The sequence below is a fragment of the Flavobacterium sp. DG2-3 genome, assembly GCF_030730925.1.
Lineage (GTDB): Bacteria > Bacteroidota > Bacteroidia > Flavobacteriales > Flavobacteriaceae > Flavobacterium.
Window position 1 is genome coordinate 74,048 of record NZ_JAVAMB010000008.1, and the last position, 17,197, is coordinate 91,244.

Below are 17,197 nucleotides of genomic sequence, written 5' to 3' on the forward strand. Positions count from 1 at the left end.
GTGTCTAACGTCAGTTTTTTCACAAACTGACAATTGTCATTTCTTGTTCAAATTCTTTTTCGTAATATTACTATTGTAAATTTCCATGAATGAGAAAGATCAAATATAAGAAAGGGCGCAAGCTGCAACCCATTACTTTAGAGTATACTGGCACGCACAAAGATCACGAAACTGAGATGCAACTTTTTGTCTATAATGACGAAGATATTGTCGAATACGATAAGTTTACAGTTTTGGCTTTAAATTCTTGTTTTGATTATACTAAAAACAATTGGCTAAACATTCATGGACTTCATGATATCAATCTTCTTAAAACGATCGGCGCACATTTCAAATTAGATGATTTTCTTCTTGCCGATATTTTAAACACCACCAAAAGGACTAAATTAGAAGAACAGCATGATGTTTTGTTCTTCAATATAAAATCACTTCTTCCTTCTGAGTATTCAGATAATATTAGTGTAGAACAATTAAGTTTTATTTTGAAAGACGGAATCTTAATTTCCTTTCAAGAAAAACGAAGCGATTTCTTTACGCACATTCGGGAGCGTTTGCGTACGCATGCAGGAATTGTCAGAACCAAAAAGGTAGATTATCTTCTGTATTTGCTTTTGGATGCTGTAATGGAAAATTTCTACATTACGTTGGAAGATGAAGAAGATAAAGTAGAAGAATTGATTAATTTGACTAAACAGGGAGCAAAGCCTGTTATTTTAGAAAAAATTGAAAATCACCGAGATAATCTAAATTTTCTAAAACGTTCCATTGTGCCACTTCGAGACTCGCTTTATTATTTGAAAACGAAAAAAGATGACGACGAAGATAATGGGCTAATTCAGAAAGAAACATTCAATTTCTTTATCAGACTGCATCAAAAAAGTTTGGAGCTTTTGGATCAGATCGAATCAGATATGAGCGCATTAGAAAGCGCTTCCAACTTTTATTTTTCGGAGCAAAGCCGGAAAATGAACGAAATCATGAAAACGCTGACTATCATTTCGGCAATATTTATTCCGCTCACCTTTATTGTGGGAGTATACGGAATGAACTTTGAGAACATGCCAGAACTCAAAACGCAAAATGGCTATTTTGTGGTCATGGGTGTCATGTTTTTGCTGGTAATAGGACTAATCATCTATTTTAAAAAACGACGCTGGTTTTAGCACTGTTTCGCAGTTTTAGAATTTGATTTTTGTAAATTTGTTATTTAGAATAAATATAAATAATTATGAGTAAAGCAATATATATAGCCACTAGTGATCACAATAGCGGTAAATCGATTATTACGCTCGGTTTAATGAGTATCTTAATTGGTAAAACAGCCAAAGTAGGGTATTTTAGGCCTATTATCGAAGACTTTGTTGATGGTGAGGTAGACAATCATATTGAGACGGTTTTATCGTATTTTAACTTGGATATTAAGTTTGAAGATGCCTATGCAATCACCAAAAGCAGACTGATCAAGAAAAAGAACAAAGGTAAAATAGGAGAGGTTCTCGATTTAATTATCGAAAAATATAAAAAACTAGAAGAACGCTTCGATTTTGTTTTGGTTGAAGGAACAAGTTTTACGGGAGAAGGAACTTCGATCGAATTAGATTTGAACGTTTTAATTGCTAAAAACCTTGGAATTCCGACCATAATTGTAGGTTCAGGAGTTGGTAAAACCTTAGAAGAACTTTTAGACAGTTTGTATTTGGTTTACGATTCTTTCAAAGTAAAAGAGGTTGAAGTTTTATCGGTTTTTGCCAATAAAGTACAGCCAGAAAATATTGAGCTGGTTACAAATAGCTTGCAAAAAAGTCTGCCATCCAATGTATTGATCAATACAATTCCGCTTATTTCGAGTCTGAACAATCCGACCATGCAAGAAATTGTAAACGAATTGAATGCAAAAGTTTTGTTTGGAGAGAATTACCTAAATAATGAAATTGGACATTACAGCGTAGGAGCAATGCAATTGCATAATTATTTGGTGCATTTGCATGACAATGCTTTAGTAATTACTCCAGGAGACCGTTCTGACATTATTTTAGGAGCTTTACAAGCTAATGAATCGGCTAATTATCCAACCATTTCAGGAATTATCCTGACGGGAAATATTGTTCCAGAAGAAAGTATTTTAAAGCTTATCGAAGGACTTTCAGCCATTGTGCCAATTATTGCTGTTGATGGCGGAACGTATCACATTACAAATAAAATTGGCTCTATCAAATCGGAGATTTATGCTAATAATACCCATAAAATTGAAACCTCGATAACAACCTTCGAAAAATACGTGGATAATGATGCCTTATCAGAAAGATTAATCACTTTCCAAGCAGAAGGTATGACGCCAAAAATGTTTCAATACAATATGGTTAAAAGGGCTAAACAGCATAGAAAACATATTGTTCTTCCAGAAGGAAATGATGATCGAATTATCACGGCGGCATCAAGATTGCTTGATATGGATGTGGTGGACATCTCAATCATTGGAGACAAAAAACAAATTGAAAGTAAAGTTTTAGAATTGGGAATTACTCTTGATTTTTCTAAAGTAAATATCATTAATCCAAAAGAATCTGAACTTTATGAGGATTATGCCAATACGTATTATGAGCTTAGAAAAGCGAAAAACGTAAGTATCACAATGGCAAGAGATTTAATGGAAGATGTTTCCTATTTCGGAACGATGATGGTGTACAAAGGGCACGCAGACGGAATGGTTTCTGGCGCGGCGCACACGACTCAGCATACCATTTTACCAGCATTACAATTCATTAAAACGAAACCAAATTCATCTGTAGTTTCTTCGGTATTTTTCATGTGTTTAGAAGACAGAGTTTCTGTTTTTGGAGATTGCGCTATTAATCCGAACCCTACGGCAGAACAGTTGGCAGAAATTGCAATTTCTTCTGCAGAATCGAGTTTAGCATTCGGAATTGAACCAAAAATTGCGATGCTTTCGTATTCTTCTGGTTCATCTGGAAAAGGTGATGAAGTAGATAAAGTAAGAACAGCAACTGCAATTGTAAAAGAAAAAAGACCAGACTTAAAAATCGAAGGACCAATTCAATATGATGCGGCAGTTGATTTAAGCGTCGGAAAAAGCAAAATGCCAGATTCAGAAGTCGCGGGACAAGCAAGCGTACTTATTTTTCCTGATTTAAATACAGGAAATAATACGTATAAAGCCGTTCAAAGAGAAACTGGAGCTTTGGCAATTGGGCCAATGCTACAAGGCTTAAACAAGCCAGTAAACGACTTAAGCCGTGGCTGTACAGTTGACGATATTATCAATACAGTTGTAATTACGGCTATCCAAGCTCAGGGAATGTAGTTAATTATGAATTATAAATTATGAATTTGTTTGCTGTGAAATTGCTTTATTTCATTTTGAATTCGTAATATAAAATAAAAAAAGTTTGAGTTTTTGAGGAAACTCAGCACCTTAGAAACTTAGCATCTTAGAACCTTTTAATAAAAAAATGAAAATACTAATTATAAACTCAGGAAGTTCTTCAATTAAATATCAATTAATGGTAATGCCAGAAAACGAAGTAATTTGTTCTGGAATGATTGACCGAATTGGTTTAGAAACTTCAAATATTACTTTTAAAACCGCTAATGCTTCATACGAAGAATTGCTTCCAATTCCGAGTCATAAAGTAGGCTTACAGAAAGTAGCCACTATGCTTTTGGATAACGAAAGAGGAGTAATTAAATCGACTTCAGAAATTACTGCTGTTGGACATCGTGTAGTGCATGGAGGAAGCGATTTTAGCGATACGGTAAAAATCGATGATAAAGTAAAAGAAAAAATCAAACAGCTTTTTGAACTTGCGCCTTTGCATAATCCTGCCAATTTAGAAGGAATTAATGTGGCTGAGGAAATTTTTAGTTCTGCAGAACAAATTGCCGTTTTTGATACCGCTTTTCACCAGACAATGCCAGAGGTAGCGTATAAATATGCTATTCCGAATTATCTTTTGACTGAAAATAAAGTGCGTGTTTACGGTTTTCACGGAACGAGCCACAAATATGTTTCTGAAAAAGCAATTAATTATTTAAAGGACAATTCTAAAATAATTACCATTCACTTAGGAAATGGCTGCAGTATGGCTGCCGTTAAAGATGGAAAATGTATTGATACCTCGATGGGGTTTTCGCCTTCAAATGGCTTAATTATGGGAACTCGTGCTGGTGATATTGATCAGTCTGTTATTTTTTATATGATTAAAAATTTAGGATATACTCCAGATGAAGTAAATGCAGTTTTATTGAAGCAAAGCGGTATGCTTGGTCTTACAGGTTACAGCGACTTGCGCGATATTGAAGCAGAGGCCGAAAAAGGAAATAAAGACTGTCAGCTTGCATTACAAATGAATGCCTACAGAATTAGAAAAACCATTGGTGCTTATGCGGCTGCGTTAAACGGATTGGATGCCATTATTTTTACTGCCGGAATTGGAGAGAATTCTTCTTTTATGCGTAAACTGATTTGTACCGATTTGAATTATTTCGGAATTGAAATTGACGTGGAAAAAAATCAAATCCGTTCTAAAGAATTAAGAGAAATCAATACAGAAAAATCTATTGTAAAGGTTTTGGTTGTTCCGACAGATGAGGAATATGAAATTGCAAATCAGGTTTATCATTTATTAGAAGTTTAATTTCTAAAATAATATTTTCAAACCAATGGCAAAAATCATTGCATTAGTGTTATTCTCGATATTTCTTTTTCTTTCGTTAGTTCATTTTTATTGGGCTTTTGGAGGAAAATGGGGCGCAGAAGGAGTTTATCCAACTCCAGATGCAGAGACTCCGCCTAAGAATCCTGGAATAGTGCCAACATTGATTGTTGCCATTGGTTTATTTGCTTTTGCTGTTTTTTATTTAATAAAAGTCAGAATCATTTTACTTGAACTACCTCTTTGGCTTCAAAATTATGGTCTTTGGGTTTTAACTTCAATATTTGCTATAAGGGCAATTGGAGATTTTAAATATCTTGGTTTTTCAAAAAAATAAAAAACACTAGATTCGGACAAAATGATACTAAATATTTTGCTCCATTGTGTTTGGTAATCAGTATTCTAACATGTTTAGTTATACTATTAAACTAAATGCCTTCTCGTTTTTTACAGTAGAAAATTAAATATTTGTGAGTATCTTTGGGTTTAAAAACGAATATCTTGAAATCGATACTTTTTAAATCAGTTTTCTTCTTTTTCATCGCTTTACAACTTCAAGCACAAGAATTACTTCCATTTGTCGAAAATTACAGCAAATCAGATTATCAGGGAGATAATCAGATCTGGAATGTAGCTCAGGGAAATGATAATGCCATGTATTTTGCCAATAACCATTATTTGCTTCGCTACGACGGAGTAAAATGGGAAAAATATACGCTTCCGAACAAAACCATCATTCGCTCTATTCTAATTGAAGGCGATAAAATCTATTCTGGTTCTTATAAAGAATTTGGCTATTGGTACAGAAAAGACGGAACGATGCATTACGTTTCTATTACCAAAAATCTAAGATTATTTGACGAAAAAGACAACGAAGAAATCTGGAAAATATTCCGATTTAATGGTTCTCTTTATTTCCAGTCTTTTAATGATGTTTTTATTTACAACGGAAAAACAATTAAGAAAATTAAATTTCCTTTTCTTATATCGTATTGTTTCGGTGTAGATAAAGATTTATATGTTGCTTCTGTTAGAGACGGAATTTTTAAAATGAATAGTAAATATATTGCCAATCCAAAAGGATGGAATGTTTTAAAAAATACGGTTGTTCATGCTATAGAAAAGTATCAAAACAAGACTTACATTTTCACACAGAAAAAAGGAGTTTTTATTGTAGAAAAAAATGGATTAAAAAGTTGGGATAATCCAATAAACGAAACTTTAAAATCAGCTACGGTCAATGTGGCAAAATTCATCAAGAACGAAAAACTGATTATTGGAACTGGAAATCGCGGAATTTTCATTTTAGACTTAAAAAATAATTCATTTAAAAATATCGAACGTGATAATGTTTTAATGAATAATTCAGTCCTAAGTATAGGTTTGGATAAAGAAAACGATTTGTGGGTTGGTCTGGATAATGGTATTGCACATGTTGAGGTTAATTCTCCAATTTCATTCTTTTATGATAATTCTGGACTTTTAGGTTCTGTTTATGCTGTGGCTTCTATCAATAAAGGTTACTTAATTGCGTCAAATCATGGAATTTTTGAATACAGCGCTGGAAAATTTAATATGATGCCTAATACGCAAGGGCAGGGCTGGAATATTTCTTCCATTGACGGAAAATATATTATTGGTCATAACGATGGTACTTTTTCGTATGAAAATAATACTTTAAATAAAATAAATGGTGTCAGCGGTGGCTGGAATATGGCAAAAAGCAGTATCAATAATACTTATTTTCAGTCCACTTACAGCGGTATTTTGGTTTATGATGATCCTTCCAATATGTCTCATTATAAAATCATAAAAGATCTAGCCAAACCTATAAAATATGTTGCTCAAAACAAAAAAAATGAAATCTGGGCAGCTGATAATTATAGAGGTCTGTATCGTGTTTTGCTGGACGATAATTATAATACGCTAAAAGTTGAAAATGTTACGCAGCAGAGCAAAATAATCAATGATTTCGGAATTAAGATTTTTGAATTTAGAAAAGAAATACTTTTTCTCATTAATAATACTTGGTACACCTACAATTCTATAGCTAGTAAATTGGAAGAAAATGAATTGTTTAATGCCAATTTCAAAAACGTAACAGATGTCGTTTCTATAGACGAAGATCATTTTATGGTTTTGCAAAACGGAATCTTGTATCATATTTATGCAGAGGGAAACAAATTTGTCTGGAATATTATTCAGGAGAAATATTATAAAGGAAAATTGATTAATGAGAATCTAAGAATTTTCAAGAAGGACAATTATTATTTATTTAATCTAGATGACGGATTTATTTCGCTTAAGCTCGAATATGAAAACAAACAGAATTCAGGAGTAAAGATTGAAGCATTTAGTAATGATAATTTGATTGCGAGTGAAGAGAAAATTAAATTCAATACCGAATTAAAGATTAATGTCATTTCTGGAATTTACGGAGCGAGCAGACCAAATCTATTTTACAAACTCGATAAAGAAAAAGAATTTATTCCAATTTCTGACGGATTGATCGTTTTGAACAATTTAAGCAGCGGTTATCATACGGTAGAAATCTTCAAACACGATGGAGCAACTTATGATAAAGTTTCTTCATATAAGTTTAAAGTTGCAGAACCGTGGTATTTTTCTTTTTGGATGATTCTGCTGTATCTTCTTGTTGTTGGAGCTATTTTATTTTTCTATTATAAATGGAATAAGCTTCGTTATATGCAAAAACTAAAATTGCAAGGTGAAGAATTAAAGCATCAAAGAGAAATTCTCGAAATGGAGCTGAAGAAAGAAAACGAACTTAACATCCAAGAATACGAAAAACATATTTTAGAATTAGAACTGCAGGCAAAATCATCAGAAGTTGCAGGCAAATCGTTATCAATCGCAAAACAAACCGAAATGATTGATAAAATTCAAGGTATTCTGGAAACCGAAAAAGATTTTAGCAAACTTAAAAACGAAATTAGAAAAGCAATTAAGATTAATGAAGTGAATAAACACGAATGGGAAACATTTGAAACTAATTTGAATCAAATTCACAACGAGTTTATCATTAATCTTTCTAAAAAATATCCACACCTAACTCCAAAGGATATTAAACTGTGTGTTTATCTTAAAATGAACCTTTCTTCTAAAGAAATTGCTCCTATGATGAATATCTCTTTTAGAGGCGTAGAATTGCATAGATATCGCCTTAGAAAGAAGCTAAACCTTACTCAGGACGAAAACCTGTCAAAGTTTTTATTAAGTCTGTAAGATTTGATTTTATTTTTTACAGATTTTATATTTTTCGATATCATTTATTATATAATTGAAATACATCATTACTACATCATAACGATATGTTAAAGGATTTTTGTTAACATTTATTGAGTTGATAATCATTATAATAAAGTTAAATTTTAACACAATGATGTAGCTATGCTGTAGTGGTAATTGATGTACTACAACGTTGTAATTGCTTAATTTGGCTCTACTAACTTAAACGATTACGTACTGTATGAAAAATTTTATTTTTAGCTTTTTAGCACTCTTGCTGCTGCCTACATATATGATGGGGCAAGCGCAAGCAATCAAAGGAAAAGTAGTTGACAGTAATGGAATGGGAGTTCCAGGAGCAATAATCGCTTCAGCTGACGCTAGGGCAACTGCAGACGCAGATTTCGACGGAAACTTTACTATTAACGCAAAACCTGGAGACATCTTAAAAGTTTCTATGTTAGGTTTTGATTCGGTTTCTGTGCCGGCTACTGCCGCACCAATGACTATTACTTTAAAAGAATCAGGCGACACTGCCTTAAAAGAAGTAGTTGTAATTGGGTACGGTACAAGAAAGAAAATTGATAATACTTCGGCGGTAAGCTCAATTAAGTCCGAAGAAATTACCAAAATGAAGGTGTTAAATGCTTCGCAAGCTATTCAAGGTAAAGCAGCGGGTGTTCAGGTTTCTACTTCAGACGCACCAGGAAGTACACCATCAGTTGTGATCAGGGGAGCAGGTACAGCATTAGGAGGAAGAAATCCTTTATATGTTGTAGACGGTATGCCTACTGAAAACATTAACAACATTAACACTAATGATATTACATCTTATGAAGTTTTAAAAGATGCTTCTGCATTAGCTATTTATGGTACTAGAGGTGCAAATGGTGTAATTATGATTACAACCAAAGGCGGTAAAGGAAAACTTACTGTAGATGTTGAAAGTTTTGCAGGAGTTCGAACTCCATTAAAAACTGTAAAAATGGCAAATAGTGACGAGTATATTCGTTATAGTAATGCCGCTTACAATGCAGATTTCCCACAAGGTAGATTCTCTGCTAATCAGCCTTATAACACAGATTGGCTAGATGCAATTACAAGAACTGGATCTTATACTCAGAACAATATTTCGGTTTCTGGATCTTCTGAAAATGTAAAATACTTTTTTAGTGTTGGAAATTATGAAGAAAAAGGAATTTTGAATGGATCTGATTATGGCCGTACTACTTTTAGAAATAACAATGAGTTCAAACTTTCAGAAAAAGTAAAATTGACTCAAAATTTCAGTGTAAGTAGTATTAAAAATACACCAATGCCTTTGAGTGCATTTACTAATGCTTACAGACAGTCTCCATTAGTTCCTGTGCGTTATGCAGATGGAAAATATGGTGTGCCATTTGTTTCAAATGGAGTAGTATCAAACACTGGAGCATCATTTAATAATGTTGGAAATCCAGTAGCTCAATTAGATTATACAGATGAGCAGCAACAAAGTGTTATTTTACAAGGAGGTTTAAAATTAGATTGGGATATTATTAAGTCATTAAAATTTACATCTCAATTTAATGGAGAATTTTATACTTACAAACAGTACAATTATGTAGATAACTTAGCTCTTTGGTTATCAGCAGATCCTACTCGTATCGCATCAGGGTACCCTTCAGATTTGAATAAAAATACTTTGACAAGAGGTAGAGACCAATATTTTAACTGGAATTTATCTAACTATTTTACTTATAATAAAGTTTTTGCAGAAATTCATGATGTTGAGGTTACTGCTGGTATCGAAGCTAACGTACAAGGTACAAGAGAGAAATTAACGATTGATAGAAAAAATGTAAATCCAAATTCTAACTATTGGTCATTAAAAGATGTAAATACAGTAAGTACTGTAACAGGTTATAAAGATGAAGCACTAAACCAAAGAAGATTGGCATCTTATTTCGCTCGTTTCCAATATAAATTAATGGATAAATACTTGCTTACAGGTACAGTAAGACGTGACGGTTCTTCTCAATTTGCTGAAGACAAACGTTGGGGAACATTCCCATCAGTTGGTTTAGGATGGGTAATTTCAAAAGAAAGTTTCTTAAGCAATGTTGAGACAATAAATTTATTAAAACTTAGAGGATCTTGGGGTAGATTAGGAAATCAAAATGTACCTCTTAATACTCAATTATTAACTTCAGGATTAGATTATTCAGGTTTAGGATCTGGTACTACAGTTAATTCTCAAGTAGACCCTAATTTATCTTGGGAAATCGTAGAAGAACTTTCTGGAGGTTTTGATTTTGAATTATTGGACAGCAGATTAAAAGGATCTTTTGATGTGTACGATAAAAACACAACAAATACAATTTTAAATGTTAAGCCTTATTCATCTTCAGGAATTACAGTTGCTACACCAGCACACGTTGGAGAAGTATCTAACAAAGGTTATGAAATCGCATTACGTTGGGATGATAAAATCAATGATAATTTAAGCTACTGGGTAGGAGGGAATTTCTCTCATAATAAAAATGAACTTACTAGCCTTAAAAATGTTCAGTTAAATCCAATTATTGGAGGAAGTTTAGGAAATGGTCAAAACACTAAACTGCTTGATAATACATCTGTAGGTCAGCCATTAGGTAGTTTCTACATGTATGAGTATGCAGGTGTTGATCCAACAAATGGTCAAATGCTATACTACAAAGCAGATGGTTCTAAAGTTGCTCAAGCAGGATTAGACGAACTAAAAGACAAAAAATATGTAGGTTCTCTTTTACCAACTTCTACTTACGGAGTTACTTTAGGATTGAACTACAAAAACATAGATTTCTCTGTTGATGGTTACGGAACAGGAGGAGCAAAAGTTTACAATGGAAAAAAAGCACAAAGATTTGGAGGAGAAAATGTAGAAGCTTCTATGGCTAATGGTTTTTGGACACCTACAAATACAACATCTTCAATTCCAGCACCATCAAACTTGACTCCTTATGCGTCAACGTACTATTTGGAATCTGCTGATTTCTTTAGAATCAATAACATTACTTTAGGATATAAACTTCCATTAAGTGAAAACAGCTTTATTAGCTATTGCAGATTATATGTAAATGCAATTAACCCATTTATTACGCAAAAATTCTCTGGATTTTCACCAGATGTTGTGTCTGATGGTAAGTTAGTTGAAGGTACTCAAGGTGTTGAGTTAGATGCTTACCCATCGTTGAGATCATTTGTTATTGGTGCAAATTTAAAATTTTAATATTATGAAAAGATTATATATATCAATGTTTGTACTTTCTGGGCTATTATTATCAGGATGTTCAGATGACTTTTTGAATGTAGAGCCAACAGAAGCTATTCCTGCTGATCCAGCTTTGGTAAATAGCGATGAAGGTGCTAAAGGTTTTGTAACCGCAATTTACAATCAATTTTTAGGATGGGAAATGTCTTCTTTTGGATGGAATGCCGTTTCAAGTATTATCTCAGATGATGCAGATAAAGGTTCAGATCCTGGAGATGCAGGTGGAGATAAAGATATTATCGATGCTTTAACATACAATGCTTCAACTGCTTCATTTCAATCTACTTGGAATGCTAATTATGCAGGAATTAACAGATGTAATCAGGCATTGGCAATGTTTCCTAAATTAGATCAGGTAACACCAGCTTTAAAAGACAGATTAATCGGTGAATCTAAGTTCCTTAGAGCTTTTATGTATTTTACTTTAGTAAAAGGATACGGAGGAGTTCCTATTGTGGATCATTTAGCTACGGTTCCAATTTCTGAGGAAGATAGAAAAATGCAATTGACTCGTAAATCAGTAGCAGAAGTTTATGCTTTTATCGAACAAGACTTAAATGATGCTATCGCTGCTTTGCCTTTAAAATCAGCATATACTGGAGTAGATGTTGTAAGAGTTTCTAAAGGTTCAGCATATGCTTTATTAGCAAAAGTGAATTTATACCAGAAAAAATGGCAGGCAGTTATAGACAACTGTGATAAAGTAACAGGTTATTCTTTAGTTTCTGATTATTCTCTTCAGTTTAAAAAAGAAGGCGAATTTGGTCCGGAATCAATTTTCGAAATTAATGGAGTAGGTTCTACTTCTAGTCCTGGATTTGGAATTGGAAACTACACTGTATCTCAAGCACCTCGTGGAGCTGGAGGATGGGGTTGGGGATTCAACACACCAACTAAAGGTTTAGCAGATGCTTATGAAGAAGGAGATGTTAGAAAAAATGCTACAATTATTTTCAGAGGTTCAGTTTTATATGATGGTAGAGAAGTTCCAGAAACAGTAGCAAATCCGAGATACAATTATAAAGCATATTCATCATCTTTTTACAATCAAGAATTTACAGATACAAATCTTAGATATTTGAGATATGCTGAAGTTATATTAATGAAAGCAGAAGCTTTGAATGAATTAGGACAAACTTCAGAGGCTATTCCTTTAGTAAACCAAATTCGTCACAGAGCAGGTTTAGGAGATACTCCTTTTACTTCTCAAACAGATGTTAGAAAAGCAATTTATAAAGAAAGAAGATTAGAGTTTGCTTTTGAGCATGACAGATGGTTTGATATCGTTAGAACAGGACAAGCACAAGCTGCTATGGCTGCAGATGGTAAAACATTTATTGTTGGAAAACATGAATTATGGCCTATACCAACTACATTCATAAGAGAAGCAAATGGGCTTTCTGAACAAAACCCAGGCGGTTATTAATCAAAAATCTTAAAAATCACTTCCCTTCAGATTTTCTGGAGGGAGTGATTATTTACTAAAACCTTAAACTTTTATAATGATTAGAATTTCAGTTTTATTTTTAGCTTTTGCTTTTTTTAGCTGTGGAAAGAATGCTGATAAGGCGAAAGAAAATGTGGAGGAAAATACTTCTGGCGTTGCTGCATTAACAGATGAACAGCTTTTAGATGCTGTTCAAAAACAAACTTTTAAATACTTCTGGGATTATGCAGAACCAAATTCTGGATTAGCCAGAGAACGTTACCATCCAGATGGGGTTTATCCTGAAAACGATTCTAATATCGTAACAACAGGCGGCTCAGGTTTTGGATTAATGGCACTTGTTTCTGGAATGTCACAAGGTTATATTACAAAAGAACAAGGAGTAGAAAGACTTAACAAAATTGCAGATTTTTTAGGCAAAGCAGATCGTTTTCACGGAGCATGGTCACATTGGATTGACGGAAATACAGGAAAGGTAAAACCTTTTGGAACCAAGGATAATGGAGGAGATTTAGTCGAAACCTCATTTTTGGTTGCGGGAATGATTACCGTTCGTGAATATCTTAAAGATGGTTCTGAAAAAGAAAAAGCAATTGCTCAAAAATTTGACGAACTTTGGAAAGGAGTTGACTGGCAATGGTATACCAACAACAAAAATGTTTTATACTGGCACTGGTCTCCTAATTATGCTTGGCAGATGGATTTTGCTCTGCAAGGATATAACGAATGTCTTATTACTTATGTAATGGCTGCATCTTCTCCAACCCATACAATCGATGCAAAAGCGTATCATGAAGGATGGGCTAGAAGTGGAGGTATAGTTTCTTCAAAAACAAAATATAATCTCCCACTTATTTTAAAACACAATGGGGCAGAAGAATTTGGAGGTCCGTTATTCTGGGCGCATTATTCTTATGTAGGTTTAGATCCAGACCAATTGAGTGATAAATATGCTAACTATTGGGATTTAAATGTTAATCAGACTAAAATCAATTACCAGTATTGTGTTGAAAATCCAAAGAAAATTGCTGGTTATGGCCCTGAATATTGGGGATTAACAGCATCATATTCAAGAAATCCTGACGGTTCTATTGGGTACAATGCACACATGCCAAGTAACGATCAAGGTGTGATTTCACCAACAGCTGCTATAAGTTCGATTGTCTATACGCCAAAAGAATCGATGACATTTATCCGCAATTTATATGAAAATCATAAAGAAGAAACTTGGGGAAATGCAGGTTTTTATGATGCGCTTAGTTTAGGAAATAAATGGGTAGCAAAACGCTATTTAGCAATCGATCAAGGTCCTGAAGTGGTAATGATTGAGAATTACAGAACAGGATTGTTATGGAAACTGTTTATGAATGCACCCGAAGTAAAACAAGGTTTAACAAAACTTGGATTTAAATCTGGGAAATACGGAATCTAAGTTTCTATGAAAAATAAATTAGCCTTTATATTTCTGTTATTTTCTATCGTTGTTTTTGGGCAGAGTGAAACAACGGGAAAAATAAATACAGTTATAATGTCTAAATATGAGCTTGGATATGTTTTGCATCGTCCAGCGAATGTTAAAGAGAAAAAGCCGTTAATCGTTTTTATTTCGGGAGATGGAGAAAAAGGAACCGATCTGGAAAAAGTAAAAATTAATGGCCCTTTAAAATATTTAAAAACACACCAATTAGACGCTTATGTTTTGGCTCCACAATGCAAAGAAGACGAAAATTGGGATATAGAATCCATTTATCAGCTGATTGTAAAAATTCAGAAAGAAAATAAAATTGATTCAGAAAGAATATATGTTACTGGTTTGAGCTCAGGAGGTTGGGCTTCTTGGAATTTGGCTTTTGCACATCCAGATCTATTTGCCGCAAATGTACCTGTCGCTGGCTTTGTAGATTTGATTCAGTTAGAAAAAACTTGTGAAATAGCCAATATTCCAACCAGAATCTACCACGGACTTTTAGACGATGTGGTTAGTGTAAATTATGCAATCGCGATTTATAAGGAATTGAAAAAATGCAATGCAAAAGATGTAAAGCTGACCATTTTTGATGATGCGAATCACGACAGCTGGACAAGAGTTTATGATAATGCAGCAATCTACGAATGGATGTTGCAGCAGAAGAAAACGAATACAAACAAATAAATAGAATAGAATGAAAAACAAATTAGTCTTACTTTTTTTAGGATGCGCTGTTTTGGGTTATGCTCAAAAAAAGCCTGCTAAAAACACAGTAAAAATTAAACCAAAGTCTGAATTTGTGGCGGAGTTGATGTCAAAAATGACTTTAGACGAGAAATTGGGCCAGTTAAATTTGCCAACATCTGGAGATATTACAACAGGACAGGCAAACAGCTCAAATGTGGCAAAAAATATTGCTGAAGGAAAAGTGGGTGGTTTGTTTAACATTAAATCTGTTCAAAAAATTAAAGAAGTGCAGAAAATTGCGGTTGAAAAAAGCCGTTTAAAAATTCCGTTGCTTTTTGGTATGGATGTTATTCACGGTTACGAAACAACGTTCCCAATTCCGTTAGGATTATCTTGTACTTGGGATATGGGCTTAATCGAAAGAAGTGCTCAAATCGCTGCTAAAGAAGCAAGTGCAGACGGAATCAACTGGACATTCTCTCCAATGGTTGACATTTCTCGTGACCCAAGATGGGGAAGAGTTTCTGAAGGTTCTGGAGAAGATCCATATTTAGGAAGCCAAATTGCAAAAGCAATGGTAAACGGTTACCAACAACGCGATCTTTCTAAAAACAATTCAATTCTAGCGTGTGTGAAGCACTTCGCTTTATACGGAGCTCCAGAAGGAGGGCGTGACTACAACACAGTAGACATGAGCCACATTAGAATGTTTAATGACTATTTTCCTCCTTACAAAGCAGCAGTTGATGCAGGTGTAGGTTCTGTAATGGCCTCTTTCAACGAAGTTGACGGAATTCCAGCAACAGGAAACAAATGGTTAATGACAGATGTTTTAAGAAAACAATGGGGTTTTAAAGGATTTGTGGTAACAGATTTTACAGGTATTCCTGAAATGATTCCTCACGGAATGGGTGATCTTCAAGACGTTTCGGCTTTAGCTTTAAATGCTGGTGTTGAGATGGATATGGTTGGAGAAGGTTTCTTAGGTACTTTGAAAAAATCTTTAGACGAAGGAAGAGTAAAAATCGAAACAATCGACAATGCTGTGAAACTTATCTTAGAAGCGAAATACGATTTAGGATTATTCCAAGATCCATACAAATACTGTGATGAAAAAAGAGCTAAAACGGAGATTTTCACAACAGACAGCAGAAAAGAAGCACGTTCAATTGCAGCTCAATCCTTAGTTTTATTGAAAAATCAAAACCAATTATTGCCACTTAAAAAATCTGGAACTATTGGTTTAATCGGACCATTGGCAGATGCAAAAGAAAACATGCCGGGAACTTGGTCTGTGGCTACAAAAATGGAAAATGCCGTTTCATTATTGAGAGGTATTAAAGAAGTTGCAGGGGCTGGAACGAAAGTTTTATATGCTAAAGGAAGTAATTTAGATTACGATGAAACTTTTGAAACAAACGCAACAATGTTTGGAAAAACATTACACCGTGATGCTCGTACAAAAGAGGAATTATTGGCAGAAGCTTTAAAAGTTGCTGAACAATCAGATGTAATTGTGGCAGCTTTAGGAGAATCTGCAGAAATGAGCGGAGAATCTAGCAGCCGTACGAATTTAGAAATTCCACAAGCACAAAAAGATTTATTGAATGCTTTATTGAAAACAGGAAAACCTGTTGTATTAGTTTTATTCGACGGACGTCCGCTAGTAATTACTGACGAAGAAAAAACAGTTCCTGCTATTTTAAATGCATGGTTTGCTGGTACAGAAGCAGGTTACGCTATTGCTGATGTATTATTTGGAGATGTAAATCCTTCAGGAAAATTAACTTCAACTTTCCCAAGAAGTGTTGGACAATTACCAATTTATTATGCACATAAAAACACTGGAAGACCGCTTGAAAATAAAGAAGGAAAATTCGAAAAATTCAGATCAAATTATATTGACGAAAGAAACGAGCCTTTATTCCCATTCGGATTCGGTTTAAGTTACACCACTTTTGATTATTCAAACTTGAAAATTTCTTCAGATAAAATGAATGCATCTGGAAAATTGAAAGTAACAGTTGATGTAGCCAACACTGGAAATTTTGACGGAAAAGAAACAGTTCAATTATACATTAGAGATTTAGTTGGTTCAGTAACAAGACCAGTGAGAGAGCTAAAAGGTTTCCAAAAAATAGCACTTAAAAAAGGTGAAAAACAAACCGTAAGTTTTGACATTACTGTTGAAGATTTAAAATTCTACAACTCTGATTTACAATTTGTAGCAGAGCCAGGGCAGTTTGATATTTTCGTTGGAGGAAATTCAAATGCCGATAAGAAAGTTAGTTTTGAGTTAACTAAATAGTTGGTTTATTTGATTAGTGAAAAGCCCTTCATTTGGAGGGCTTTTTTTCTAAAATGGATGACCTTTTTGTAAT

Annotated in this window: 10 protein-coding genes; all 10 read left to right on the forward strand. The window is 33.9% G+C overall.

Translation table 11 applies throughout. The features are described from left to right. The first annotated feature begins 89 nt into the window (after positions 1-89). The 10 genes from corA (at position 90) to bglX (ending at position 17,124) form a co-directional block, all read left to right on the forward strand. A complete protein-coding gene (gene corA, locus Q9Q97_RS12760; protein ID WP_306157570.1) occupies positions 90-1,163 on the forward strand; it encodes a magnesium/cobalt transporter CorA in 1,074 nt (357 codons plus the stop codon). A gap of 65 nt (positions 1,164-1,228) precedes the next feature. Next, a complete protein-coding gene (gene pta / locus Q9Q97_RS12765; RefSeq protein WP_306157572.1) occupies positions 1,229-3,322 on the forward strand; it encodes a phosphate acetyltransferase in 2,094 nt (697 codons plus the stop codon). A 148-nt stretch (positions 3,323-3,470) separates the two neighbouring features. Next, positions 3,471-4,655 carry an acetate/propionate family kinase gene (locus Q9Q97_RS12770; protein WP_306157573.1) on the forward strand — a complete coding sequence of 395 codons (1,185 nt, stop codon included), beginning with the start codon at positions 3,471-3,473 and terminating at the stop codon, positions 4,653-4,655. A gap of 25 nt (positions 4,656-4,680) precedes the next feature. Next, complete coding sequence (locus Q9Q97_RS12775; protein WP_306157575.1) at positions 4,681-5,010, forward strand: DUF3995 domain-containing protein; 330 nt, start codon at positions 4,681-4,683, stop codon at positions 5,008-5,010. Between the two features lie 164 nt (positions 5,011-5,174). Next, on the forward strand, positions 5,175-7,919 hold the full coding sequence (locus Q9Q97_RS12780) for a LuxR C-terminal-related transcriptional regulator (RefSeq protein ID WP_306157577.1): 2,745 nt from the start codon (positions 5,175-5,177) through the stop codon (positions 7,917-7,919). A 244-nt stretch (positions 7,920-8,163) separates the two neighbouring features. Beyond that, entirely contained in the window at positions 8,164-11,172 is a 3,009-nt protein-coding gene (locus Q9Q97_RS12785; RefSeq protein WP_306157579.1) for a SusC/RagA family TonB-linked outer membrane protein, read from the forward strand. Between the two features lie 4 nt (positions 11,173-11,176). Beyond that, positions 11,177-12,640, forward strand: a complete 1,464-nt coding sequence (locus Q9Q97_RS12790) for a RagB/SusD family nutrient uptake outer membrane protein (protein WP_306157581.1) — start codon at positions 11,177-11,179, stop codon at positions 12,638-12,640. Positions 12,641-12,716: 76 nt separating this feature from the next. Continuing rightward, a complete protein-coding gene (locus tag Q9Q97_RS12795) occupies positions 12,717-14,093 on the forward strand; it encodes a glucoamylase family protein (protein ID WP_306157582.1) in 1,377 nt (458 codons plus the stop codon). A gap of 6 nt (positions 14,094-14,099) precedes the next feature. Then, on the forward strand, positions 14,100-14,813 hold the full coding sequence (locus Q9Q97_RS12800; RefSeq protein ID WP_306157584.1) for a prolyl oligopeptidase family serine peptidase: 714 nt from the start codon (positions 14,100-14,102) through the stop codon (positions 14,811-14,813). Positions 14,814-14,823: 10 nt separating this feature from the next. Then, positions 14,824-17,124, forward strand: a complete 2,301-nt coding sequence (bglX, locus tag Q9Q97_RS12805) for a beta-glucosidase BglX (RefSeq protein ID WP_306157585.1) — start codon at positions 14,824-14,826, stop codon at positions 17,122-17,124. Positions 17,125-17,197 lie beyond the last annotated feature (73 nt).

What these genes read in the sequence shown, in the direction of transcription:
- bglX (WP_306157585.1), top strand. Translation starts at nt 14,824, where the DNA reads ATGAAAAACAAATTAGTCTTACTTTTTTTAGGATGCGCTGTTTTGGGT.
- Q9Q97_RS12800 (WP_306157584.1), top strand. Translation starts at nt 14,100, where the DNA reads ATGAAAAATAAATTAGCCTTTATATTTCTGTTATTTTCTATCGTTGTT.
- corA (WP_306157570.1), top strand. Translation starts at nt 90, where the DNA reads ATGAGAAAGATCAAATATAAGAAAGGGCGCAAGCTGCAACCCATTACT.
- Q9Q97_RS12770 (WP_306157573.1), top strand. Translation starts at nt 3,471, where the DNA reads ATGAAAATACTAATTATAAACTCAGGAAGTTCTTCAATTAAATATCAA.
- Q9Q97_RS12795 (WP_306157582.1), top strand. Translation starts at nt 12,717, where the DNA reads ATGATTAGAATTTCAGTTTTATTTTTAGCTTTTGCTTTTTTTAGCTGT.
- Q9Q97_RS12790 (WP_306157581.1), top strand. Translation starts at nt 11,177, where the DNA reads ATGAAAAGATTATATATATCAATGTTTGTACTTTCTGGGCTATTATTA.
- pta (WP_306157572.1), top strand. Translation starts at nt 1,229, where the DNA reads ATGAGTAAAGCAATATATATAGCCACTAGTGATCACAATAGCGGTAAA.
- Q9Q97_RS12775 (WP_306157575.1), top strand. Translation starts at nt 4,681, where the DNA reads ATGGCAAAAATCATTGCATTAGTGTTATTCTCGATATTTCTTTTTCTT.
- Q9Q97_RS12785 (WP_306157579.1), top strand. Translation starts at nt 8,164, where the DNA reads ATGAAAAATTTTATTTTTAGCTTTTTAGCACTCTTGCTGCTGCCTACA.